Source organism: Streptomyces sp. NBC_01426, from assembly GCF_036231985.1.
GTDB lineage: Bacteria > Actinomycetota > Actinomycetes > Streptomycetales > Streptomycetaceae > Streptomyces.
The window spans coordinates 1,140,847-1,163,985 of sequence record NZ_CP109500.1 but is presented as its reverse complement, the minus strand read 5'-3'; the positions used below and the strand labels follow the sequence as shown (position 1 = coordinate 1,163,985).

The following is a 23,139-nucleotide window of genomic DNA, read 5'->3' as shown; positions in this document are numbered from 1 at the left end:
CCGCGAGGTGTATGTGTCCACGCTCCAGGCCGAGCACGTCTACAAGGTGTTCGGCAGACACCCCGATGGCGCCGCCGACGCCGTTCGCGCCCTCGAACGCGGCGCCGACCGCGACGAACTGCGCGCCGACGGAACGACGGCCGCCGTGATCGACGCCTCCTTCAGCGTCGAACCCGGGCAGATCTTCGTCGTCATGGGGCTGTCCGGATCCGGCAAGTCCACCCTGCTGCGCATGCTCAACGGACTGCTGGAACCCACCTCGGGACGCATCCTCTTCGACGGCGAGGACCTCACCGCGCTCACCCCGCGCGAGCTGCGCCGGGTCCGCTCCACCAAGATCAGCATGGTGTTCCAGCACTTCGCGCTGTTCCCGCACCGCGACGTCCTGGCGAACGCCGCGTACGGACTGGAGGTCCAGGGCGTCCCCCGGGCCGAGCGCGAACGGCGCGCCGCGGAGGCGCTGGAGCTGTGCGGGCTCGGCGGCTGGGAGAACTCCTGGCCCGACGAGCTGTCCGGCGGCATGCAGCAGCGCGTGGGCCTCGCCCGCGCCCTCGCCACCGACGCCGACCTGCTGCTGATGGACGAGTCCTTCAGCGCCCTCGACCCGCTGATCCGCCGTGACATGCAGGACCAGCTGCTCGAACTCCAGCGTCGCCTGAAGAAGACCATCGTCTTCATCACCCACGACCTCAATGAGGCGATGCGCCTCGGCGACGGCATCGCGGTCATGCGCGACGGCCGGATCGTCCAGCTCGGCACCGCCGAGGACATCCTGATGCGGCCGGCCGACGACTACGTGGCCTCCTTCATCCAGGACGTCGACCGTTCCCGCGTCCTCACGGCGGACGCCGTCATGGACGTCCCGCTCCCGGACGCCGACGCCTGCGCCTGTCCGACGGTCGGCACCGACACCCCGCTCGCCGAACTGTGCGCCGTCAGCGCCCGGGTCCCGCACCCGGTCGCCGTCACCGACAAGGAGGGCGCCGTGGTCGGCTCCGTGCCGCAGGACCGCCTCATCGCCTTCATAGGCGACGAACAACGGCCCCCGATGCACTGCGCGGAGGTGGCAGCCTGATGCCCCGCCTGCACCTCGGCGCCTGGGTCGACAGCGGTGTCGACTTCCTCCAGCGCCACCTGTCCTGGCTGTTCGACGCCATCAGCACGGTGGTCACCGGTCTCTACGACGGCATCGACGCCGTCCTGAACGCCCCCGCGCCCCTGCTGTTCGCCGGCATCCTCGCCGTCGCCGCCTGGTGGCTGCGCGGCCTGCTCGCCGCGCTCCTGGCCTTCGCGGGCTTCGCACTCGTCGACTCCGTCGGCCTGTGGTCCGAGGCGATGTCCACGCTCTCCCTCGTGCTGGTCGCCACCCTGGTCACCTTGTTCTTCGCGGTCCCGCTGGGCATCTGGGCCTCCCGCTCCGACCGGGTCAGCTCGGTCCTGCGGCCCGTCCTGGACTTCATGCAGACCATGCCGGCCATGGTCTACCTGATCCCCGGCATCATCTTCTTCGGCGTGGGCGTCGTGCCCGGCATCATCGCCACGATCATCTTCTCGCTGCCGCCCGGCGTCAGGATGACCGAACTCGGCATCCGGCAGGTCGACGGCGAACTGGTCGAGGCGGCCGACGCCTTCGGCACCACCCCGCGCGACACCCTCGTACGGGTCCAGCTCCCGCTGGCCCTGCCCACCATCATGGCCGGCATCAACCAGGTCATCATGCTGGGCCTGTCCATGGTCGTCATCGCCGGCATGGTCGGCGGCGGCGGACTCGGCGGAGCCGTCTACCGCGCCATCGGCAACGTCGACATCGGCCTCGGTTTCGAGGCCGGCATCTCCATCGTCATCCTCGCCATGTACCTGGACCGGATGACCGGGGCCCTCGGCCGCCAGGTCTCCCCGCTCGGCCGGCGCGCCCTGGCCAAGACCCAGGCCGCCGCGCGCGGCGCCGCCAAGCTGTGGAACCACCGGCCCCAGCCCGCGTACGCGGTCACCGGAGCCGTGATCCTCGCCCTCGTCGCGGGTGGCCTCGGCGCCTTCGGCGGCTCGGACCAGCCGAAGACCACGGCGAGCGGCGCCGAGAACGTCGGCAAGGGCCGCAAGATCAACCTCGGCTACATCCCGTGGGACGAGGGCATCGCCTCCACCTTCCTCTGGAAGGAACTGCTGGAGCGGCGCGGCTTCGAGGTCGACGCCCGCCAGCTGGAGGCCGGCGCGCTCTACACCGGCCTGGCCGGTGGACAGATCGACTTCCAGACCGACTCCTGGCTGCCCGTCACCCACGCGAAGTACTGGGAGAAGTACGGGAAGAAGCTGGAGGACCTGGGCTCCTGGTACGGTCCGACCTCGCTGGAACTGGCCGTGCCCTCGTACATGAAGGACGTGCGCTCGCTCGCCGACCTCAAGGGCAAGTCGGGACAGTTCAAGGGCCGGATCATCGGCATCGAGCCCAGCGCCGGCGAGATGTCGATCCTCAAGGACAAGGTGCTCGGGGAGTACGGCCTCGACGGCGAGTACAAGGTCGTCGACGGCTCCACCCCGGGCATGCTCGCCGAGCTGAAGCGGGCCTACGAGAAGAAGGAGCCCGTCGCGGTCGTCCTGTGGTCCCCGCACTGGGCCTACTCCTCCTACCAGCTGACCAAGCTGGAGGACCCCAAGGGGGCCTGGGGCAAGGGCGACGGCATCCACACGCTGGCCCGCAAGGACTTCGGCTCGGACGAGCCCGAGGTCGCCAAGTGGCTGCGCTCCTTCAAGCTGACCGAGGAGCAGCTGACCGGCCTGGAAGCCAAGATCCAGGAGGCCGGCAAGGGCAAGGAACAGCAGGCGGTCCGCACCTGGCTGGCCGATCACCCCGAGATCGACAAACTGGCCTGAGCACCGCGAGGCGCCGGCGCGCGGAGGAGACCGTACGTTCCTCCGCGCGCCGGCGCCTTCGTGCGTCCGGCGCCGGTTCAGCCGACCCGGACCCGGTTCAGCCGACCCGGACCCGCGGTTCGGTCGACCCGGACCCGCGCTCGGCCGGCGCCGGCGCGGGTTCGGGCGGGCCCGCCGCCCGGCGCGGCGGCAGCGGCCACCAGATGCTCCACCCCAACAGCGCCGCCGGCGCCGGGCCCAGCGCGATCGACAGGACGAACGCCGCGAGCAGGATCCCGAGCGCCGTCGCGAAACCGATCTGCTGCGTCGCCGACCCGGGACCGACGGCCAGGCTGCCGAACGAGGCGGCCGGCACCGGGCCCGCCGTCGCGATCGCCGGAGCCGTGTGCCGCACCGCCCGGGCCACCGCCGCGCGGGCCGGGGACCCGGCCGCTCCATCTCCTCGCGGATCCGGTCACCGATCAGGATGTTGTAGTCGGTGCCCAGCGCGACCACGAACAGGAACAGCACCAGCGGCAGCGGAAGCGTGAAGTCCACCCCGGACCGGCCCAGCGCGTGTTGGAACACCAACGCCGAGGCACCCAGGGTGGCGGCGAAGCCCAGGCCCACGGAGATCATCAGGACGGCCGGCGCGAGCAGGCTTCGCAGCAGCACCAGCAGGATCAGCGTGATCAGGGCCGCCGCCACCGGGAAGACCACCCTCAGGTCCTTGTCCACGGCTTTCGAGATGTCCGCGAACACCGCCGCCGTCCCGCCGCACATGCGCCTCGGTACCGGCCGGCCGATGCGCGGCCACCGCGTCCCGGACCGGCCCGGAGACCAGGGCGCGGGCCTCCTGCCGGCGCGGATCGGCGGTCGGGAACACATCGATCCGAGCCGCCGTCCGGTCCCCGCTCAGCACGGTCGGCGCCACCTGACCCACCCCGTCGACCGCCGTGAGCGCCTCGGCGAGCCCACCGAGCCGCTCCGCGGTCAACGTGCCCCCGTCGGTGGCCGTGACGAACACGCCGGTGGGGTCGGACACCCCACCCGGCCCGCCACCGCCGCCGCGGCCCGACCGGACTGCTCCGGGATCCGTCCCGGGGCCCGGGCGTTCGCGGTCGCCCCGATGGGAGAATGGATCACGTACGTGACCCGGGGCGCGGCGGTACGGACCGGTGCGGTCGGCGACGAGGGGGGACCGGCGGCATGCGCACGCGTCGAGGGGGCGACCCGCACGCCCCGGGCGGCCCGAGGGCCCGGGCCCTCGCCGAGGGGTTCACCTGGACCCGCAACGACGCCCTCGTGGCCATGGGATCCGGCGCGGTGGACCTGACCGGGTACTCGATCGGGACCATGGACGCCGGACTGGCCCTCAGCGTCCCCGCGTTCGGCCTGTTGGTGCTCGCCTCGCTGGCCCTGCCGGCCCGGCGCCGACACCCGATGGCCGTGTTCGTGGCGGCGCTCGTCCTCGCCGCGGTCTTCAACCTGGTCAGCCCCCTCTCCCCGGGGTTCACGGCCAACCTCGCCGTCGCCCTGTACTCGGTCGCCGTGACGCGCGGCCCCGCCGCGGTCACGGCCGGCGCCCTGGCCGTCATGCCGATCCCGCTCATCGGCCGCAACGGGCGGTGGGTCGACGCGGGCTGGGGCGTGTTCGGCAATCTCGTCGCGGCGGGCATCGTCGTCGCCGCGGGAGTCGCGGTCCGCCGCCGGCAGCGCGAGGTCGCGGTGAACCGCAGACTGCTCGCCGACCGCGCCGTGGCCGAGGAACGCCGCCGCATCGCCCGCGAACTGCACGACATCGTGGCCCACCACATCACCACCATGCAGCTGATGGCCGGCGGGGCCCGCGCCAACCTCGCCCACGACCCGGAGGCCGCCCGCGACGCCCTGGTCACCCTGGAGGGATCGGGGCGGATGGCGCTACGCGAGATGCGCCAACTGCTCGACGTGCTGCGGGCCGGGGAGGAACCCGAACCCACCCCGCCCGCCCCGCAACCCGGGGCCGGGGACCTGGGCCGGATCATCACCGAGTCCCGACTGGCCGGGATGGAGACCCGGTTCACCGTCCACGGCCGGGCCCGGCCCCTGCCGCCGACGGTCGGCCTGACGGTCTTCCGGATCGTGCAGGAGGCCCTGACCAACGCCCGCAAGCACGCGGGACCCGCGCGGGCCGACGTACGCCTGACGTACGGCCCGGACGAGATCACGGTGGAGGTCAGCGACGACGGGGCGGGCGTGCCGCCGCCCCGCCCGCTCCCCTCACCGTCGGAGCCCGGCGCCGGGTACGGTCTGATGGGAATGCGTGAACGAGTCGCCCTGCAGGGCGGCACGCTGGAGGCCGCTCCGATCGACGGCGGCGGCTTCCGGGTGGCGGCCCGCATGCCGGTGGCATCGGGTGCGGCCGGGGGAGAGGGAGAGTGACACAGCGATGATCCGTGTGCTGATCGCCGACGACCAGCCGCTGGTGCGGCGGGGGCTGGCGCTGATCCTGTCCCCCGACCCGGACGTCGAGGTCGTGGGCGAGGCCGGGGACGGCGCCGAGGCCGTGGACCTCGCCGGGCGACTGCGGCCGGACGTCGTGGTCATGGACATCCGCATGCCCGTCCTCGACGGGGTGCGGGCCACCGCGGAACTGGCCCGGGTGTGCCCCGAGTCCCGCGTGCTGGCCCTCAGCACCTTCGACATGGACGAGTACGTGGTCGCCGCGCTGCGGGCCGGCGCGCACGGGTTCCTGCCCAAGGACGTCTCCCCCGAGGAGCTGATCGCGGCGGTCCGTACCGTCCACACCGGCGAGGCGGTCGTGGCGCCCCGCCTGCTGACCCGCCTGATCTCCACCTACGTACGGGCTCCCGACGCCCGTTCGAGGGGCGCCGACACCACGGCGCTGCCGGACGGACTCACCCCGCGCGAACTGGAGATCTGGCGGCTGTTGGCCCGGGGCCTCGACAATGCCGAGATCGCCCGGGACCTGGACATCAGCGTCTCGACGGTCAAGAACCACATCACGGGCATCTTCGGCAAGTTGGGCGTACGCGACCGTGCGCAGGCGGTGATCGCGGCGTACGAACGGGGCCTGGTCGAGGCCGAACGGAGGATCACTTGATCACCAAGTGCCCGCAGAGGCCCGGAATCGACCTGGCGAGCCTACCTCTGACCAGCCAAAACACTGGATGATTCGTCCATGCGTACGAAGCCTCGCGCATGGCACAGTGCCAGCAGCACAGCCGCCGGACCAGGGAGCCTCCATGCGTGACCCGCACTCGAATCCGCCGACGCTCGTGGCCGAGCCCGAGTGTCCGATCCGACCGGGCCCGTTGCCCGCCTGTCCGGTCTGCACCGGGACGCCGGAACGGATCTCCTGGCGTCAGCGCCCCGGCGAGCCCGTCGTGCTGGTCTTCGAACCCTGCGGCCACCGCCACTCGTCCCCGGCGCCGCCCCTGCTGGTCGTGACCCCGCCGGTCCCGTTCAGGGAGTGAGGAAGGAGGCGATCCGCTCGGCGAACGCCTCCTCGCCCAGGATCTCGATCCCGGCCGCCTCGGCCTTGGCGACCTTGCCGCCCGCCTTCTCGCCCGCCACCAGCAGCGTGGTCTTCCCGGAGATGCCGCTCGCGGACTTGCCGCCCGCCCGCTCGATCAGTTCGCGGACCTTGTCGCGGGTGTCGTACGCGGCGAGGGCGCCGGTCATCTTCCCCGTGACCACCACGCACTGACCGGTCAACGGCCCCTCCTCGGCCCCGGGCACCACCGGCGCGATCGGCTCGGTGAGGTTGACGCCGGCGGCCGCCAGCTTGTCGATGACCGGACCCAGCGCCGCGACCTGGGCCACGATCACGGCCGCCTTGGCCTCACCCACCAGCTCCACGGCGGTCATCGCCCGCGTGTCGGCGGCCCGGATCGCGTCCATCGTCACGAAGTGACGGGCGATCCGCCGGGACATGCCCCGCCCGGTGCCGACCACCCCGAGGGCGCAGAACACCCGGGACAGCGGTCTGCCCTTCGCCGCCTCGATCTGCTCCAGCAGCTTCACGGCCCGCCGCTCGCTGCCGGCCGCCTCCGCGAGCGCCGCGTGGTCGAGCGTGAACAGGTCCGCGACGTCGCGGACCCGCCCGGAGTCCACCAGCGCCCGCACATACGTCTGACCCAGCCCGTCCATGTCCAACTGGTCGCGCCCCGCCGCGTACAGGACGGCGGCGATCCGCCCGCAGTCGGCGGGCTGCGCGCAGCGCCAGCGCTCCTGCGACCGGTCGATCTCCCCCTGGCAGCCCGGGCACACCGCGGGCAGTTCTATCTCCCGCTCCGCGCCGGTGCGCAGCTCGACCACCGGGGCCTCGATGCGCGGGATGATGTCGCCCGCCTTGTGGACGGTGACGGTGTCGCCCAGTCGCAGCCCGCGCCGGAGGATGTCGGCGGGGTTGTGCAGGGTCGCGTGCCGCACCACCGAGCCGTCGATCTCCACCGGCTCCAGGACGGCGGTCGGCGCCAGCACGCCCGTCCGGCCGACCGCCCAGGTGACCTCCAACAGGCGGGTGCGCCGCTCGACGGCCGCCAGTTTGTAGGCGGTCGCCCAGTGCGGATGGCGCGAACCCGTCCCGGCCGCGGCCTGCTCGACCGCCGAGTCCAGCTTGACGACCACCCCGTCGATGCCGAAGGGCAGCGCGGCACGGAGCGCGGAGATCCGCTCCACCTGCTCCTGGACCTCGGCGATCGTGTCGACCACCGTCATCCCCGCCTCGGTGGCCGCCGCCGTCCGCACACCCGTCCCGGCCACGTACGCCATCACCTCGGAGTGCCGGCCGAGGGGCGGTGCACCGGTGTCGTCGAGGGCGACCGCGCCGAACGCCCAGAAGGTCATCTCCACGGTGTACGGGCGCCCCTTGGCCCGCAGCGTGCCGGCCGCGCCGTTGCGCGGATTGGAGAACGGCGCCGCCCCGTGGGCGGCGCGTGTCTCGTTGGCCCGCTCGAACTGGGCGGTGGTCAGCAGGACCTCGCCGCGGACCTCGAAGGAGGCTTTCGTGTTCAGCTCGCGGGGCAGGCCCACGATGGTCCCCATCGCGTGCGAGACGTCCTCGCCGCTGCTCCCGTTGCCCCGGGTGACCAGCTGCGTCAGTCTTCCCTGGTGGTAGCGCGCGGCCAGTGACGCGCCGTCCAGCTTCGGCTCGACCACGTAGCCGCCCGTGACGGGCCCGCCCAGCCGGCGCGCCAGCGAAGCCTCCCAGTCCAGAAGGTCCTGCGGGCCGAAGGCGTTGGCCAGGGAGAGCATCGGTTCGGTGTGGGCCACCTCTCCGGCCGGCACGGCGCCGCCGGCCACCTTCCCCGCGGGGGAGGCGGGATCCACGTGATCCGGGTACGTGGCCTCGTACGCCTGGATCAGGGAGACCAGGAGGTCGAAGGAGGCGTCGTCGAGGGGCGAATCGCCCGAGCCGTAGTAGGCGGCGGAGGCCCTGATGGCCGTGCCGATGGCGTCGGCGTACTCGTCACGTGTGGCCAGGGCGGAAGGGGTGGTGATCGTCATGTCCCGATGGTGACCCGGGGGTCTGACAATGGCCGGTCTTCGCCGCCACGCCTCTGACGCGTGCTCAAAGTTGCTTGATATCAGCCGGCTTCGAGCAACTTCCTTCAAGCGGCGCCGATCCACCGCTATGTTGCCGAGAGCATGCCAAGCCGGTGTGTCCGAGACCCGGACCGCACGAGGAGCTGCCCATGACACTGACACGCTTCAGCAGGAATCCTCGGCGACGGTGCGCGGCGGCACTGCTCGCCGCCGCCCTCGCCGTCGCGGGACTGGCCGCGGCCGGGCCGATGGCCCGCCCCGCCGCCGCGGCGCCCTCGGCGGCCGCCGACACCGCGGGCGACGTCACCGGCATCAGCCGGTCCGGGAACACCTACACCGTGACGACGACCAGCGGGGCCAAGGCGCGCGTGGTCGTCGCCCGCGCCGACGTCTTCCGGCTCTGGCTCGCCCCCGACGGGACCTTCACCGACGACCCGGCCGGTTCGGACCTCGCGCCCACCACCGACTTCGGCCCCGTCGACTCCGCCTCCGCGGACGCCGGCACGTACTACCGGATCACCACCGGAGCCCTCTCCATCCGGGTCCACAAGGCGCCCCTGCGGTTCTCCGTCCTGCGGGCCGACGACTCCACGCTGCTCTGGGAGGAGAGCCGGCCGACCTCCTGGTCCGGCGGCCGCACCACCCAGTACCTGACCCGCGGAGCCGACGAACAGTTCTACGGAACGGGCCTGCGGCTGGGGGAGTGGGCGCTGCGCGGCAAGACCGTACCCGTCGCCGTCGACAACAGGTGGCGCGAGAACACCAACGCCAGCCCCGCCCCCTTCTACATGTCCACCAACAACTACGGCGTCATGCGCAACACATGGGCCCCGGGCTCCTACGGCTTCAACGAACCCGCCACCCTCACCCACGACGAGAACCGCTTCGACGCGTGGTACTTCGCGGGGGACTCCCTCAAGGGCGTCCTCGACGCGTACACCGACGTCAGCGGGAAGCCCTTCCTGGCGCCGATGTGGGGCTTCGAACTCGGCAACGCCGACTGCTTCAACGCCTCCAACCCCGACTACCAGGGCGACCACGGCCGCCTCCGCCACCAGACCACCCCCGACGTGGTCGGGTACGCCGGCGACGCCCGCGCCGCCGACATGCCCTCGGGCTGGTTCCTGCCCAACGACGGGTACGGCTGTGGCTACACCGCGCCCCTGAAGTCCACCGTGGACGCCCTCAAGGCCAAGGGGTTCCAGACGGGCCTGTGGACCTCCACCGGTCTCGGTTCCATCGCCGACGAGGTCGCCGCGGCCGGCAGCCGGGGCGTGAAGACCGACGTGGCCTGGATCGGCCGCGGCTACAAGTACGCCTTCGACGGTGTGCAACAGGCCGTGGACGGCATCGAGAAGAACTCCGACGCCCGCCGGTACGTCTGGACCGTCGACGGCTGGGCGGGCACCCAGCGCAACGCCGTCGTCTGGACCGGGGACACCAACGGCACCTGGGACGACATGCGCTGGCACGTCCCCGCGATCACCGGAGCGGGTCTGTCCGGCCTCAACTACGCCTCCGGGGACGTCGACGGCATCTTCGGCGGCAGCCCCCGGACCTACGTCCGCGACCTCCAGTGGAAGGCCTTCACCCCCGCCTTCATGACCATGTCCGGGTGGGGCGCCACCAACCCCCAGGCCGGCTACCAGGACAAGCAGCCCTGGCGGTTCGCCGAGCCCTACCTGTCCATCAACCGGAAGTACCTCCAGCTCAAGATGCGGCTGATGCCCTACCTGTACACGATGAGCCGCGTCGCCCACGAGAGCGGCGTCCCCAGCACCCGCGCCATGGTCCTGGAGTACCCCGACGACCCGGTGGCCCGGGGCAACCAGACCAGCGGACAGTTCATGGCCGGCGACTCCTTCCTCGTGGCCCCCGTCGTCTCCGACACCGCCGTCCGCGACGGCATCCACCTGCCGGCCGGCACCTGGACCGACTACTGGACGGGCAAGACCTACGCGGGCCCCGGCCGGCTCGACGGCTACCGGGCCCCGCTCGACACCCTCCCGCTGTTCGTCAAGGGCGGCGCCATCGTGCCGATGTGGCCGCAGATGAACCACACGGGCGAGAAGCCCGTCTCCACCCTCACCTACGACATCCACCCGCGCGGCGCCTCCTCCTTCGAGCTGTACGAGGACGACGGCCGCACCCGCGCCCACCAGTCCGGGGCCTTCGCCCGCCAGCGGGTGGACGTCACCGCGCCGACCACCGGCGTCGGCGACATCACGGTCAAGGTCGGCGCTCCCACCGGCGACTACGCCGGCAAGCCCGCCTCGCGCGGATACGAACTCACCCTGCACGTGTCCTCCGCCCCCACCGCCCTCACCGTGAACGGCTCCGCCCTGACCCGGCTCACCACCAAGAACGCCTACGACTCCGCCGCCACCGGCTGGTTCTTCGATCCGGCCGACCGGGCCGGCGTCCTGTGGGTCAAGACCGGCACCACGTCCGGCGCCTTCACCGTCGCGGCCACCGGCGCCGGCATCCCGCCGGCCGACCCCGTCCCCGCCGGCTCCACCCCCGTCCCCTCGACGAACTGGAGCCTGCTCTCCGCCGACAGCCAGGAGACCGCGGCCGAGAACGGCGCCGCCCGCAACGCCTTCGACGGCGACCCGGCGACGATCTGGCACACCGCCTGGTCCACCGGCACCCCGGCGGCGCTCCCACACGAGATCCGCATCGACCTCGGCGCCCGCCACGCCCTGGACTCCCTCGGCCACCTGCCCCGGCAGGACGGCGGGGTCAACGGCCGGATCGGCCGCTACGAGCTGTACGTGTCCGACAGCCCCACCGACTGGGGCTCCCCGGTCGCCACCGGCACCCTGCCCGACACCCCGGCCGCCACGTCGATCCCCCTGCCCACCGCCACCGGCCGTTATGTGAGGGTGAGGGCCCTCGCCGAGGCGGGCGGACGGGGCCCCTGGACCAGCGTCGCCGAACTCACCCTCACCGGCCGCGCGTCGCCGCTCCCGGGCAACGCGACCCTCGTCAACGCGGCCTCCGCGAGCTGTCTCGACCTGCCGCACAGCGCCACCACACCGGGCACCCGGCCGACCCTGTACACCTGCCACGGCGGCCCCAACCAGCGTTGGACCCTCCAGTCCGACGGCCGTCTCACCGGCCTCGGGGGTGTCTGCCTCGACGCGACGAACGCCGATCGCGTCACCGTGCGGGCGTGCGACGGGGCCGCTGCCCAGACCTGGCGACCCGGCCCCGACGGCAGTCTCCGTACCGCCGGTCAATGCCTCGCCCCGGCCGGAGCGGCGACCGCCGACGGCACCCCGCTCACCCGCGCCGCCTGCACCGGTGCCCCCGCCCAGCGCTGGACCCTCACCCCCTGACCCGCGTCCGCGCCTTCCCCGGAACGACCGGGGGAGGCGCGGACCTCACGCCGGCGTGGCGATGTCGCGGCGGGCCGGCTCGCCGAGCAGGTCGCCCGGAGCCGCTGACGCGGGAGGCGAATCGGGACCTGCGGCATGATTGGCGCATGCCAACCGAGTCGGACACGATCGAACTGGGCGAAGACGAACTCCGTGCGATCACGGGCTACGCGGCGGCGTGTGCCCGCAGGGCGCTGCCGCTCTTCGAAGAGGACCCTTCCGCGGACCCGCGCCCCCGCGAGGCCATCGACGCGGCGGACGAGTTCGCCGCGGGCGGCCGGCGCACGACCGCTCTGCGACAGAGCGCGTGGGCGGCCTACAAGGCGGCGGGCGAAGCCGGTTCACCCGCGGCGGCGGACGCGGCGCGAGCGGCGAGCCACGCGGCGGCCGCCGCGTTCCTCCATCCGAAGGCGAGCGCCCACCAGGTGAAGCACATCCTCGGCGCGGCGGCCCACGCGGCGCGGGCGGAGGAACTGGCGACCGGGGAAGACGGTCCGGTGCCCGGGGGAACCCTCGAATGGGCACGTCACCACGCACCGCCGGCCGTCGGCGCGGTACTCGCCCGGCTGCCCGCCGCACCTCCCGGAGGGGGGCGCGTGGGAGAGCACATCCGCGATCTCGACGCGGTCCTGCGCGCCTGACGGCGGGCGCCTACCGCGCGCGCGGCCACGTGGCGGTCAGGCCCGTCGGCGCGGGCCCCAGGGTGGTGGTGCCCGGGGAGGCGCGGTGGCCCAGGCCCGTCCGGTACGCGTCGAGCGCGGCCTCGATCCGGCCCGTACGGCGCAACAGGTCGCCCAGCAGCCGGCAGAGGTCGGCCAGGTCCCCGGTCGCCCCGCTGCGTTCCAACAGGGCCAGCGCCTGCACGTAGTGCTCCTCCGCGGACTCGACCTCCCCGCGCTCCTCCGCGATGAGCCCGAGCAGCCGGTGGGCGCCGCCCGCGTGGACCGCGCCGTGGCTGTCGCCCAGCTCCAGCACCGCCGAGAGCAGGCCGGCGGCCTCGTCATGGCGGCCGAGCCGGCGCAGCACATCGGCCAGCTCGACCTCGACCTGGGCGGTGTACAGGGCGGCGCGCTTGGCCGAGAGCATGTCCCTGGCGGTGCGCAACTCGACCTCGGCGGCCGTGAGTTCGCCGTTCTGGGCCTGGACGTAGCCGCGCATCCAGTGGCAGTGCGCCAGGTCGGTGCGCAGCCGCAGCTGCCGGTAGACCGACTGGGCCTTGGCCAGTGACGCGTCGGCGTCGACGACCCGTCCCTCGGCGAGAAAGGTGCGGGCGACCTGTCGGTGCATGCCGGCGACCAGGGCCGGGTCCTGTACGTGCGGCGCCAGGGCCAGGGCGAGTTCGGCGGCCCGGGCGGCCCGGGCGTGGGCGCCCATGTCGATGTACGGGCCGATCACCGCCGCGTACAGCAACACCAGCGCCTCGGGGTCGCCCAGCCCGCCGGCGTTCAGCTCGTCGATCGTCGATTCCAAGAGGTAGCACGCGTACCGCAGTTCACCGGCCAGCAGGTGCGCGACGGCCCGGCCGCGGATCGGCCGGGCCCGGCGGGGCAGCGGTTCGTCCGCGAGGAGTCGCTCAGCCGCCTCGAAATGGGCGGTCGCGGAAGCCAGTTCACCGGATTCCAGGGCGCAGTCGCCGAGACCGAGCAGGGCCTCGGCCCGCTCCGGCGTGAGGTCCAGCTGCTCCGCGTCGGTGAGCAGCCGCCGGTAGTGGACGGCCGCCTCGTCCGCCGCGCCCGTGGCCAGTGCGCGCTGGGCGTCGGTCAGGGCCAGCCGCAGTTCCGTGGCCAGGTGCGGCGGACGGCCCGTCGCCAGTTCCTCGTAGGAGGTGCCGAGCCGTTCCGCGAGGAAGCGCAGCGCGGCCTCGGAGGGGCGGACCCGGCCCGACTCCAGGGTGGAGATGTAGGCGGGGGTGTACGCCGGCTCCGCCAACTGCCTCTGGGTCAAACCGCGTTCGGTCCGTAGCCGGTGAACCCGGCTGCCGATCAGGGCCTGTTCGTCCATGTCTTCCCCCTGTTCACGTGAACTCTCCGACATCCGGCCGGAGTAGTCCATTGCACATGTCCCTCGCGCGGCCCTAGGTTAAGCAACCAGTTAAGTCTGATTATCAATGTACTGAACTTCGAGGGGGACTCCTTGAACTCAACCGTCCGGTTGGTCGTCGCCGCGGCCGGGGCGACCGCGGTGCTGTTCGCCGCCGTACCCGCCGGCGCCGCCGCCGCACCGACACCCGCCGCGGTGTCCGCGGCCGCCGGCGCCGGCGTGGAGATCGAGATACCCGGCCCGGAAGAGGGCCGGATCGCCGGGTCGGGCCACGTACGGGTACCGGTCGCCGGGCGTGCGAAGGCCGCGCCCAGGCTCTCCGCGGCCGAACGGGAGGCCGACGGCGAGGTCACGGCCCTCGTCGACAACGGGCCCACGGCCGACCGTCTCGACGTGGTCGTCGTCGGTGACGGCTACACCACCGCCGAACTCGACCGGTTCCACGAGGACGCCCGCCGCAAATGGGACGAGATCGCGGCCGTCGAGCCGTACGCGACGTACCGCTCCCTGTTCAACGTGTGGACCGTCGACGCCGTGTCCCGCGAGTCCGGGGTGTCGGGCGACCCCGACCCGGCCGCCGTCCGCGACACCGCGCTCGGGTCCTACTTCTGGTGCGAGGACATCGAACGGCTGCTCTGCGTCGACCAGCCCAAGGTGGACTCCTACGTCGCGAAGGCGCCCGCCGCCGACCTGGTCCTCGTCCTCGCCAACAGCTCCAAGTACGGCGGGGCCGGCTACAACGAACCCAGCCCCACCCTCGGCTACGAGGGCATCTCCACCGCCTCGGCCGGGAACGCCAAGTCCGGTCAGGTCGCCATCCACGAGACCGGGCACTCCCTCGGCAAGCTCGCCGACGAGTACTTCTACCCGGGCTCCCCGGACTACGAGAAGTACACCGGCCCCGAGCCCGCGGAGTCCAACACCTCCACGCTGCCCGCCGACCGGATGGCCCGCACCCGGGCCAAGTGGTACCGATGGCTCGGCGCGGAGTCTCCCGACGGCGGCAGGGTCGGCGCGTACGAGGGCGGCGGCTACTACGTCACCGGGCTGAACCGGCCCACCGACAACTCGCTCATGCGGGTCCTGGACAAACCCTTCAACCTCCCCGGCGTCGAGGCGATGATCGCCGGCTTCCACCGCCACGCGAACACCGTCACCCCGCTCACCCCCACCGACCGCACGCTCCGGTCGCGCGACAGGGCGAGGGCGGCGGTGCCCCGGCTGGCGACGCCGGACGGACGGCAGCTCGTGGTGCGTTGGTACCTGGACGGCCGGGAGCTGACGCGGTTCGCCGGCCGGACCGAGGTACGCGTCTCGGACCTGTTCCTCCTCGGCACCCGGACCCGGACCCTGTCCGTCAGGGTCGAGGACCGCACCCCTTCGGTCCGCGACCCCAAGATCGCCCGCACGCTGCGCACCACGGTCGACTGGCACGTCCGCCGCTGATCGGAACCCGCCGGCCCGCCCGCGGCCCGCACCGGCCTCCCGAAGGACACGAGCGGGCCGGCGCGTGGCTCAGCCCCGGTCCCCGTTCGCGTACGTCCAGAACGCGCGCATCAGCGGGGGCGGGGTCGGGCCGGTCAGTTCGAGCTGGGTCAGCAGCACGGACACGGTGCCGGTCGCGGGCACGACGTGCGCGGCGGTCCCGGTGCCGCCCACCCAGCCGTAGCGGCCCGGCACGTTCCACGGATCGACCGGGGCCACATCGACCGAGCCACCGAACCCCCAGCCCTGGCCCTCCAGGAACAGCGCGCCGGCCGCGCGCTGTTCGGGGGTCAGCCGATCCGCGGTCATCTCCCGCACCGACGCGGCGGACAACAGGCGGCTCCCGTCGGGGGCCGCGCCGTTCGCGAGCAGCATCCGGCCGAAGGCGTACAGGTCGTCCGCGGTGGAGACCAGTCCGCCGGCACCCGACGGGAAGGCCGGCATCCGGCTCCACTGCCCGTCGGGCGCGTCCACCGGGGTGAGCCCGCCCGCCCCGGGATCCGCCCGGTAGTACCCGGTGAACCGCCCGAGGTCCGCCGGGGGGACCGCGAAACCGGTGTCGGTCATGCCCAGCGGAGCGAAGATCCGCTCGGCCAGGAACTCCGGCAGCGGACACCCCGCGGCCCGGGCGATCAGCACGCCCAGGATGTCCGAGCAGGTGTGGTAGAGCCAGGCCTCGCCCGGCTGGTGCAGCAGCGGGATCCGGGACAGGGCCTTCATCCAGGCGTCCGGCTCGGCGACCAGTTGAGGCTGCGGCGGCCCCTGCCGCAGTTCGCCGAAGAGCGGCGCGAGGGCGGGCAGCGTGAAGTCCGACGGGAACCCGTACCCGGCCCGGAAGGTGAGCAGGTCCTCGACCGTGATCGGCCGGGCGGCCGGCACCACGTCGTCCACCGGGCTCGACGGCGTCCGGACGACCACGGGCGCGGACAGCTCCGGCAGCCACTCCCGGACCGGCGCCGCGAGCCCGAGCCGCCCGTCCTCGATCAGCAGCATCACCGCGGCGGCCGTCACCGGCTTGGTCAACGAGGCCACGCGGAAGATCGAGTCCCTGGCCATCGGGGTGTTCCCGCCCGCCACGGCGGCCCCGACGGCCGCCACCTCCACCCGGTCGCCGCGGGCCACCAGGGCCACCGCCCCGGGCAGGGAACCGCTGCTCACCGGGGGTTCCAGGACATCCCTCAGGCCGGTCATGACTCCACCTCTCCCACATGTCGCTCGCACGCGGTCCGCCGAATGGGCGGTCCGTCCCCCTTCAGACTCCCGGGACGAGGCCGATTCATCGGTCCGACGCCACCGGATGCGCCGCCGCACGCGTCGGATCCGCGGCGCCCGCCGTCGCCGGCGCACCCGCCGCTCCCGTCCGATCCTCCGGATTTCGTGCGGCGGCCGCGTCCCAGAGCGCGCAGTGGTGCTCGCCCGCCACGTCCACCGGGCGGCCCCCGCCCGGTCCCGGTGCCAAGGCCACCACCGACCCGGCGGCCCCGAACCGCGGCCACCCGGCGGCTCCCGGCCCGTTCGGCGTGCCCGTGCGGGCGAACCGCGCCCAGTGGTCGACCATCCGGTCGGCCAGGGCCCGTGGGGCCGGGTCCAGGGCGGCGGCCGTGAACAGGTAGGGCAGGTCGAAGCCGTGCGCGACGCCGAACGGCAGGTTCGGCGGCGCCGGGAACCCGGCGGAGTTCGGAGCGCTCCGGTCGTCGAACCGGTAGCCGTACACCGGCACGTGCCGGGCCGGCGCCCGACTGTCCCGCAGCGTCGGGCAGATGAAGGAGGCGTCGGAGAGCAGGGCGGCCAGGGCCGTCGCCGGCGTCGCGTACGCCGCCGGCGGATACGCCGCCTCGACGGCCCCGGCCGCGTCGCCGAAGGAGGCGCGCAGCCGCTCCCGGTAGGCCGCCGCGTCAACAACCCTGCGGGTCAATACACCTGGCGCCGTTCCACCAGGCCGCGGACGAACGCGGCCTGTCCCGCGTGCTGGAGGTCGTCGGAGAGCACGCTGACGAGCCGCACCGCCAGGGTGACCGGTGGGTCCCAGCCCTCGTCGACGACCCGGTCCAGGTCGGCTGCCGCGAGGGAGCGCACGAACTCCAGGGTCCGTTCGTGCACCGCGTCGTGGTATCCCGACAGGACCTCGCCCGACTCGACCCGGACCTTGCCCACCTGGCTCGGAGTCTGCCCGTAGCCGGTGGCGTCGGCGGGCAGCGGCAGGGCGAACCGATTCGCCCAGCCGCCCGTGTGCCACACCTGTTCCCCGCCCGCCGCGTCCGCCACGTGGTCGTCCTGCACCCGGGTCAGGTGCCAGACCAACCACGCCACGGAGTTCGCGGCCGGGTCCACCCGCGCGTTCAGCTCATCGGCCGAGAGCCCGTCCACCACCTCGTGGACCACCTCCCGGACCCGCCCGAACCCGTCGACGAGGAGGTCGGTCCCCTTCACGGGGCGAGCCGTCCCACTAGCGGAGGTCCATGCCGGGGTCGTCCATCATGCGACCCTCCATCTCGCTCTGCTCCTGGAGCCGGCGCGCCTTGTCCTGGAGGCGCGTGCGCTCCTGGGGGTCGGTCGACTTCTCGGCCGCCGCCTTCATCTCCTGGGCCTTGTCCCGCAACTGCCGGGACCTGCCGGACTCACCTGCAACGCTCATGATCGCTCCTTGACTCCGTGGGGAGAGCGGGCGCAACCAGGCAATCAGCAGTCCGGCGCGCACGCATCTCGAAGGGTCGCGGCGCCGTTCTACTCGCCCGCGATGCCGGTGATCACGGGATCGCCCAACGGCGCGGTCTCCTGGTTCAGGCCGACTCCGCTCAGCGCCGACGAGGCGAGCTCCCGCGCCGCGGCCTGGGCCTCCTTGGTCGTGGCGGCCTCGACCTCCAGGTGCAGGCTGAACGCGGACGAGCCCGAGTAGAACGACAGGATGTCCAGATCCTCCTTGACGCCGAGATCGGTGCCGCGCGGATCCGCCGGTCGCAGCGCGCGCACCAGTCGGGTGCGGGCCTCGGGCGACAGCTCCGTGAGCAGGGTGCCGGGAATGGTGACGACGTAGACGGTCATGTCACAGCGCTTGCCCGCGACTCGCCGGGGGAATCGTCACCGGCGCGCCGGCCCCCCGTTTGCCCGCCCCGAATGGCGCAGTGCGCCGATGTGCCGCTGAATGTGACCAGGCGTGCGCAGCCCATGACGCACGATGACCGGCTCGCGATGTGTAGACCCGCGTGTCGGCGAACGGAGCTTTCCATGAATGACCCCATAACCCTCGCGGCCACCGACCACGAAGACCGCCACGAGATCCCCGACACCCAGGACCGGCACGACGATTCGACCGGTCCCGGACACCCCCCGCCCGCCCCGGCCGTCCCCGCCGAGGAGCCGCACACGGAACCCGTACAGACCCTGCTGGAGACGGCGGCGACGTGCAGGCCCGTGGAGGAGGTCACCGAGCTGGTGAGCCTCCTGAAGCGGACCGGACAGCAACCCGACGTCGGACACGCGGCACTTCGGGCGGCCGCGGTCTCCCGGCCGGTCGACGAGGTGGGGCGGATGGTCGCCCTGCTCGGCGAACCCCCGCACGGTGACGTCGACGCCGACGTCACGCTGCGCGCCGCCGCCGTCGGCCGGTCCATCGAGGACGTGGCCCTGCTGGCCGGCTACCTCGACACCGACCGGGGCGACCGGACCGAGGCCCCTGCCGGCCCCACGCACGCCCGACCCCCCGTCGCCCAACCCCCGGCCGACCACCACCCGGCACCTCACCGGGAGCGGCCGCCGGTGACCCGGCCCGAGCCCCGACCCCCCGCCCCGCGCGCCGGGGGTGCGCTGCGCCACGTGCTGCGCTGGCCGGTGGCCGCCGCGCTGCTCCTGTGCGGCGTCCTGCACCTGCCGGGGGACCCGGGGGCCCTGTCCGTCCTCGGACTGGGCGACGTACCGCCCCTCGCGGTCGCGTTCCTCTGCCTGGTGGCCGGGGGGCTGCTGATGGCGCGTGACACCCCGGCGGTGTGGCGGACCGGGGCCGTGACGGCCCTCGCGGTCGTGGCGCTGCACGTGGTCGCGGGCATCGCGCTCGTCGACCCCCTGGAGGGCTCGCTCGGCGGCCTGCACGCCTGGGCGGGCGTCACCACGGTGCTCTGCGCGGGCGCCGGCGCGGTGCTCGCGGGCGTGGCGCTGATGTACCGGCCCAAGCGGGTCGACCGGGTCTGACCCGAGGAAGCGGGGCCCCGGCGGACCACCGCCGGGGCCCTCCCGCGTGCACGGCCCGACCTACGCGAGCAGGTTCACCCCGCGGGTGAACACCCCGGGCAGGCGGGCGGCGAGCGGCACGATCCGCCGGGCCAGCGCCGGCCGCGCCCGGGCCCACACCAGGGCCCCGGTGAGCGCGCGGTAGCTCCGCGACAGATCCCGCCAGGCCCGCTCGTACTCCTGGGGCCGGCCGGCGGACACGCACCGCACGAGTTCCCCGGCCGCCGTCACCGCCAGCGTGAGTCCCTCCCCGGTGAGGGCGTCCACGTACCCGGCGGCGTCCCCGACGAAGAGCACCCGCCCGGCGACCCGGGTGAGGGCGCCCTGCCGCAACGGCCCCGCTCCCCGGACCGGCGCCTCGGGCGCCCGCGGCAACCGCGCCGACAGGACCGGGAACCGCGCGAGCTGGACGTCGAACGGCGCCTGTTCCGAGGTCAGTACCGCCACCCCCACCCGATCGGGCCCGAGCGGGGTCACGTACGCCTCGGACCGTGCCGACCAGTGCACTTCCACCAGGTCGCTCCACGGCTGCACCGCGTAGTGGCGCCGCAGTCCGTACCGGACCGGCCGGCCGGCCACGACCGGCGCGGACAGGCCCAGTCTGCGCCGGACGGGCGAGTGCAGTCCGTCGGCGGCCACCAGGTAGCGGGCGGTCAGCCCCGCCGCGCTGACCCGCTGTGCGTCCTGGCGCACCTCGGTCACCCGCCGGGGGAGCACCCGCACGCCCAGGGCGGCGGCCCGTTCGGCGAGGGCCGCCTGGAGGTCGGTACGCCGGGCCCCGCGCCCGGGGTCGGCGCGGAACAGCCCTTCCGCGCGGAGCCCGCTGACGCCGTCCACGTACCGGATCCCCCGGAACGGCCGGCCCGCCACCGGTACGCCCAGCTCCTCCAGCCGCCGCACGGCGGTGGGCATCAGCCCCTCCCCGCACGCCTTGTCGATCGGCGTGGGCCGGGGCTCCAGCACCACCACCTCCAGCCCGGCCAGCGCCCCGTGGATGGCCGTCGCCAGCCCCGCCGGACCACCGCCCGCCACGAGCAGGTCGATCACGGCGCGGAGCCCACGAGCGGGGTCGTCGTACGGGCCCGGGTGAGTGCCGTGTCCTCGCAGCGGATCCGCACCCGCAGCAGCAGCGCGTTGAGCACGGTGAAACCGGCAGCGGTCAGCCACGCGCAGTGCACCAGCGGCAGCGCGAGCCCCTCGACCACCACGGCCACGTAGTTGGGGTGGCTCAACACCCGGTACGGCCCCGCCGCGACCAGGGGCAGGCCGGGAACGACGAGCACCCTGGTGTTCCAGCGGGGGCCGAGGGTGGCGATGCACCACCAGCGCAGGCCCTGCGCGGCCACCACCAGTGCGAGCGCCGGCCAGCCCACCGCGGGCAGGAACGGCCGGTCGGCGGCCCACGGTTCGACCGCGCACCCCACCAGCAGCGCGGTGTGCAGGGCGACCATGGCCGGATAGTGGCCGCGGCCGTACTCCCGGGCGCCGCGCGCCAGGCTCCATGCGGCGTTGCGCCGGGCCACGAGCAGCTCGGCGAGCCGTTCGACGGCGACCAGGGCGAGGATCGACAGGTACAGGTTCATCGTCATGAGGGGATCACCAGCGCAGGAGGACGAGTTCGGAGGCGAAGCCCGGGCCGAAGGCGATCATGAGCCCGGTGGATCCCGGCGGGGGCGGCCCGGCGGCCTGGATCCCGCCGAGGATGTGCAGGACCGAGGCGGAGGAGAGGTTGCCCGCCTCGGCCAGGGACTCCCGGCTCGCCGCGAGGGCGGCGTCCGGCAGGCCCAACGTCTCGGCGAGGACGTCGAGGATCCGCGGACCTCCCGGGTGGCAGATCCAGACGTCGACGTCGGACGGCTTCAGGTCGTGCCCGGCGAGGAAGGTCTCGACCTCCTCCACCACGTGCAGCCGGACCAGATCGGGGAGTTCCCGCCCCAGCACCATCCGGAAGCCCCAGTGGCCGATGTCCCAGCCGAGCAGGTCCTCGGTCCCCGGATACAGGCGGCTGCGGGAGGCCACCACCGAGGGCCCGGCGCCGGTCTCGTACAGCGGATGGTCGCGGCCCACCGCCAGCAGCGCCCCGGCGCCGTCCCCGAAGAGGGCCCCCGCGACGAGGTTCGCCATCGAGGTGTCGGTGGGCTGGAGGGTGAGGGAGCACAGCTCGGTCGACAGCAACACGCCCGCGTCCGCGGGCCGGCCGGTCAGCTGGTCGTGCAGGTGGCCGAGCCCGGCGGCGCCCGCGGCGCAGCCCAGGCCGAACAGCGGCATTCGTTTCACGTCGGGGCGCAACCCGCTCCGGCCGGCGATCCGGGCCTCCAGCGAGGGCGTCGCCAGTCCGGTCACCGTCGTGGACATCACCAGATCGAGGTCCCCGGCCGGCAGACCGCCCTCGGCGAGGGCGAGTTCGAGGGCACGTGTGCCGAGTTCGAGCGCGGCGACGAGGAAGGCGGCGTTCGTGGTGCCGAAGTCGTTCGACGGCCCGTAGCGCTCCAGGGGGAGCGCGAGATGGCGGCTGTCCACCCGAACCGACTCGTGGACGCGGCGCAGCAGCGCCGTGTCCGCGCCCGGCGGAAGGAAGCGGGCCAAGGCCTCGGTGATCTCCGACTGCCGGTACCGATGGGGCGGGAACACGCTGCTCACTGCCAGGACACGTGTCATTGACCCAACATAGGGAACAACTGACATTTCGTAAGGAATCAGGCTGACCGGGCGTGCCGTGGCCGCATAGCGTGTCGTCGTGCCCGTCACCCGAGCGACCCCGCCCGCCGTACGAACCCCCGCGCGGCCGCGCGCCGCGGCACGGACGGTCGACCTCCTGGCGGCCTGCCACCCCGTGCCGGCGGCCGCCGTGACGCTCTTCGCGGCCGCCCTCGCCCTGGCCGGCGGGCGGGGGCCCGCCGGCTGCGCCGTCGCCGCCGGCGCGGTCGCGGCGGGTCAACTCTCCGTGGGCTGGAGCAACGACCGAGCCGACCTGCGCCGCGACCTGACCACGGGGCGGCGGGACAAGCCGCTGGTCGCGGGCTCCGTACGGCCCGCCTCGGTGTCCGTCGCCGCGTTCGTGGCGCTGCTGGTGTGCGTTCCGTTGTCCCTGGCCTCGGGCGTCCTCGCCGGCGTCGTGCACCTGGTCGCGGTCGCCGCCGCCTGGGGCTACAACCTGCGGCTCAAGAGCACGGTCGTGTCCTGGGCGCCCTACGCCCTCGCCTTCGGCCTGCTCCCGGCCTTCGTCACGCTCGGCCTGCCGGGATCACCGTGGCCGCCGGTCTGGCTCACCGGCGCCGCCGCGCTGCTCGGCGCCGGGGCGCACTTCGCGAACGTGCTGCCCGACATCGCCGACGACCTCGCCACCGGCGTCACGGGACTGCCCCAACGGCTCGGCGCCCGGGCCTCGGCGGCGGTCGCCGGGCTGCTCCTGCTCGGTGCGACCGCGGCCCTGGTCACCGGCCCGCCGGGACCGGTGAGCGCGTACGGCCGGGGGCTGCTCGCGCTCACGGTCCTGCTGGTGGCCGGCACCTGCCGGGCCGGCGGCCGCGTGCCGTTCCTCGGCGCGCTGGCGGTCGCCGCCGCCGACGTGGCGCTGCTGTTGGTGCGGGGCGCCGGCCTCGGCTGA

Annotated in this window: 20 protein-coding genes and 2 pseudogenes; 10 read left to right on the top strand and 12 right to left on the bottom strand. The window is 73.8% G+C overall.

From position 1 onward, the window contains the following. The first annotated feature begins 13 nt into the window (after positions 1-13). Entirely contained in the window at positions 14-1,075 is a 1,062-nt protein-coding gene (locus OG906_RS05245; protein ID WP_329440461.1) for a quaternary amine ABC transporter ATP-binding protein, read from the top strand. Beyond that, positions 1,075-2,871: an ABC transporter permease/substrate binding protein gene (locus tag OG906_RS05240; RefSeq protein WP_267799799.1), complete on the top strand. Its 1,797-nt coding sequence runs from the start codon at positions 1,075-1,077 to the stop codon at positions 2,869-2,871. The genes OG906_RS05245 and OG906_RS05240 overlap by 1 nt, the downstream gene beginning before the upstream one ends. A 97-nt stretch (positions 2,872-2,968) precedes the next feature. On the opposite strand, the pseudogene OG906_RS05235 reads toward OG906_RS05240, so the two are convergent. Both OG906_RS05235 and OG906_RS05230 read right to left on the bottom strand, forming a co-directional pair. After that, positions 2,969-3,292: pseudogene (locus tag OG906_RS05235) on the bottom strand (MMPL family transporter); the annotation flags it as partial. A gap of 74 nt (positions 3,293-3,366) precedes the next feature. Then, positions 3,367-3,633 (bottom strand): annotated as a pseudogene (locus OG906_RS05230) (MMPL family transporter); the annotation flags it as partial. A gap of 426 nt (positions 3,634-4,059) precedes the next feature. Between OG906_RS05230 and OG906_RS05225 the strand changes: the two are divergent. The 3 genes from OG906_RS05225 to OG906_RS05215 all read left to right on the top strand — a co-directional run bounded on the left by OG906_RS05225 (position 4,060) and on the right by OG906_RS05215 (position 6,329). Next, positions 4,060-5,274 (top strand): sensor histidine kinase, encoded by a 1,215-nt coding sequence (locus OG906_RS05225; protein ID WP_329440457.1) that lies wholly within the window; start codon positions 4,060-4,062, stop codon positions 5,272-5,274. A gap of 7 nt (positions 5,275-5,281) precedes the next feature. Beyond that, complete coding sequence (locus OG906_RS05220; protein ID WP_329440456.1) at positions 5,282-5,956, top strand: response regulator transcription factor; 675 nt, start codon at positions 5,282-5,284, stop codon at positions 5,954-5,956. Positions 5,957-6,098: 142 nt separating this feature from the next. Further along, on the top strand, positions 6,099-6,329 hold the full coding sequence (locus OG906_RS05215; RefSeq protein WP_329440454.1) for a hypothetical protein: 231 nt from the start codon (positions 6,099-6,101) through the stop codon (positions 6,327-6,329). Here the strand turns inward: OG906_RS05215 and ligA are convergent. Continuing rightward, positions 6,319-8,364 (bottom strand): NAD-dependent DNA ligase LigA, encoded by a 2,046-nt coding sequence (ligA, locus tag OG906_RS05210; protein WP_329440452.1) that lies wholly within the window; start codon positions 8,362-8,364, stop codon positions 6,319-6,321. The genes OG906_RS05215 and ligA overlap by 11 nt on opposite strands. A gap of 188 nt (positions 8,365-8,552) precedes the next feature. Between ligA and OG906_RS05205 the strand changes: the two genes are divergently transcribed. Both OG906_RS05205 and OG906_RS05200 read left to right on the top strand, forming a co-directional pair. Then, positions 8,553-11,744, top strand: coding sequence for a TIM-barrel domain-containing protein (locus OG906_RS05205; RefSeq protein ID WP_329440451.1), 3,192 nt, complete (start codon positions 8,553-8,555; stop codon positions 11,742-11,744). Between the two features lie 146 nt (positions 11,745-11,890). After that, the gene (locus tag OG906_RS05200) at positions 11,891-12,424 is read left to right on the top strand and encodes a putative immunity protein (RefSeq protein WP_329440449.1); all 534 of its coding nucleotides are present in this window, start codon (positions 11,891-11,893) and stop codon (positions 12,422-12,424) included. A gap of 10 nt (positions 12,425-12,434) precedes the next feature. Here OG906_RS05200 and OG906_RS05195 read toward each other — a convergent pair whose 3' ends face one another. Beyond that, complete coding sequence (locus OG906_RS05195) at positions 12,435-13,784, bottom strand: helix-turn-helix domain-containing protein (RefSeq protein ID WP_329440447.1); 1,350 nt, start codon at positions 13,782-13,784, stop codon at positions 12,435-12,437. 132 nt (positions 13,785-13,916) lie between these two features. On the opposite strand from OG906_RS05195, the gene OG906_RS05190 reads away from it, so the two are divergent. Then, positions 13,917-15,269: a M64 family metallopeptidase gene (locus OG906_RS05190; RefSeq protein ID WP_329440445.1), complete on the top strand. Its 1,353-nt coding sequence runs from the start codon at positions 13,917-13,919 to the stop codon at positions 15,267-15,269. 69 nt (positions 15,270-15,338) lie between these two features. Here OG906_RS05190 and OG906_RS05185 read toward each other — a convergent pair whose 3' ends face one another. The 5 genes from OG906_RS05185 to OG906_RS05165 all read right to left on the bottom strand — a co-directional run bounded on the left by OG906_RS05185 (position 15,339) and on the right by OG906_RS05165 (position 18,350). Beyond that, entirely contained in the window at positions 15,339-16,499 is a 1,161-nt protein-coding gene (locus tag OG906_RS05185) for a serine hydrolase domain-containing protein (protein WP_329440443.1), read from the bottom strand. Between the two features lie 85 nt (positions 16,500-16,584). After that, on the bottom strand, positions 16,585-17,223 hold the full coding sequence (locus OG906_RS05180; protein ID WP_329440440.1) for a carboxylesterase family protein: 639 nt from the start codon (positions 17,221-17,223) through the stop codon (positions 16,585-16,587). Further along, positions 17,220-17,738, bottom strand: a complete 519-nt coding sequence (locus tag OG906_RS05175) for a mycothiol transferase (protein WP_329440438.1) — start codon at positions 17,736-17,738, stop codon at positions 17,220-17,222. Before OG906_RS05175 ends, OG906_RS05180 begins: the two co-directional genes overlap by 4 nt. Before the next feature lie 16 nt (positions 17,739-17,754). Beyond that, positions 17,755-17,943, bottom strand: a complete 189-nt coding sequence (locus OG906_RS05170) for a DUF6381 family protein (protein WP_266953183.1) — start codon at positions 17,941-17,943, stop codon at positions 17,755-17,757. A gap of 89 nt (positions 17,944-18,032) precedes the next feature. After that, positions 18,033-18,350 (bottom strand): hypothetical protein, encoded by a 318-nt coding sequence (locus OG906_RS05165; protein ID WP_267801420.1) that lies wholly within the window; start codon positions 18,348-18,350, stop codon positions 18,033-18,035. A gap of 183 nt (positions 18,351-18,533) precedes the next feature. On the opposite strand from OG906_RS05165, the gene OG906_RS05160 reads away from it, so the two are divergent. Further along, on the top strand, positions 18,534-19,493 hold the full coding sequence (locus OG906_RS05160; RefSeq protein WP_329440435.1) for a hypothetical protein: 960 nt from the start codon (positions 18,534-18,536) through the stop codon (positions 19,491-19,493). Between the two features lie 60 nt (positions 19,494-19,553). On the opposite strand, the gene OG906_RS05155 is transcribed toward OG906_RS05160, so the two are convergent. Genes OG906_RS05155 through OG906_RS05145 form a run of 3 tightly spaced genes read right to left on the bottom strand, consistent with a single transcriptional unit; the run spans position 19,554 to position 22,190 of the window. After that, on the bottom strand, positions 19,554-20,579 hold the full coding sequence (locus tag OG906_RS05155) for an NAD(P)/FAD-dependent oxidoreductase (RefSeq protein WP_329440433.1): 1,026 nt from the start codon (positions 20,577-20,579) through the stop codon (positions 19,554-19,556). Beyond that, a complete protein-coding gene (locus OG906_RS05150) occupies positions 20,576-21,115 on the bottom strand; it encodes an isoprenylcysteine carboxyl methyltransferase family protein (protein WP_329447931.1) in 540 nt (179 codons plus the stop codon). The genes OG906_RS05155 and OG906_RS05150 overlap by 4 nt, the downstream gene beginning before the upstream one ends. A gap of 13 nt (positions 21,116-21,128) precedes the next feature. Then, positions 21,129-22,190, bottom strand: a complete 1,062-nt coding sequence (locus OG906_RS05145; protein ID WP_329440431.1) for a type III polyketide synthase — start codon at positions 22,188-22,190, stop codon at positions 21,129-21,131. A gap of 79 nt (positions 22,191-22,269) precedes the next feature. On the opposite strand from OG906_RS05145, the gene OG906_RS05140 reads away from it, so the two are divergent. Then, positions 22,270-23,139, top strand: a complete 870-nt coding sequence (locus tag OG906_RS05140; protein WP_329440429.1) for a UbiA family prenyltransferase — start codon at positions 22,270-22,272, stop codon at positions 23,137-23,139.

Excerpts from the sequence above, each read along its gene's own strand:
- OG906_RS05240 (WP_267799799.1), top strand. The coding sequence starts at position 1,075 with ATGCCCCGCCTGCACCTCGGCGCCTGGGTCGACAGCGGTGTCGACTTC.
- OG906_RS05225 (WP_329440457.1), top strand. The coding sequence starts at position 4,060 with ATGCGCACGCGTCGAGGGGGCGACCCGCACGCCCCGGGCGGCCCGAGG.
- OG906_RS05220 (WP_329440456.1), top strand. The coding sequence starts at position 5,282 with ATGATCCGTGTGCTGATCGCCGACGACCAGCCGCTGGTGCGGCGGGGG.
- OG906_RS05215 (WP_329440454.1), top strand. The coding sequence starts at position 6,099 with ATGCGTGACCCGCACTCGAATCCGCCGACGCTCGTGGCCGAGCCCGAG.
- ligA (WP_329440452.1), bottom strand. The coding sequence starts at position 8,364 with ATGACGATCACCACCCCTTCCGCCCTGGCCACACGTGACGAGTACGCC.
- OG906_RS05205 (WP_329440451.1), top strand. The coding sequence starts at position 8,553 with ATGACACTGACACGCTTCAGCAGGAATCCTCGGCGACGGTGCGCGGCG.
- OG906_RS05200 (WP_329440449.1), top strand. The coding sequence starts at position 11,891 with ATGCCAACCGAGTCGGACACGATCGAACTGGGCGAAGACGAACTCCGT.
- OG906_RS05195 (WP_329440447.1), bottom strand. The coding sequence starts at position 13,784 with ATGGACGAACAGGCCCTGATCGGCAGCCGGGTTCACCGGCTACGGACC.
- OG906_RS05185 (WP_329440443.1), bottom strand. The coding sequence starts at position 16,499 with ATGACCGGCCTGAGGGATGTCCTGGAACCCCCGGTGAGCAGCGGTTCC.
- OG906_RS05170 (WP_266953183.1), bottom strand. The coding sequence starts at position 17,943 with ATGAGCGTTGCAGGTGAGTCCGGCAGGTCCCGGCAGTTGCGGGACAAG.
- OG906_RS05165 (WP_267801420.1), bottom strand. The coding sequence starts at position 18,350 with ATGACCGTCTACGTCGTCACCATTCCCGGCACCCTGCTCACGGAGCTG.
- OG906_RS05160 (WP_329440435.1), top strand. The coding sequence starts at position 18,534 with ATGAATGACCCCATAACCCTCGCGGCCACCGACCACGAAGACCGCCAC.
- OG906_RS05150 (WP_329447931.1), bottom strand. The coding sequence starts at position 21,115 with ATGAACCTGTACCTGTCGATCCTCGCCCTGGTCGCCGTCGAACGGCTC.
- OG906_RS05145 (WP_329440431.1), bottom strand. The coding sequence starts at position 22,190 with ATGACACGTGTCCTGGCAGTGAGCAGCGTGTTCCCGCCCCATCGGTAC.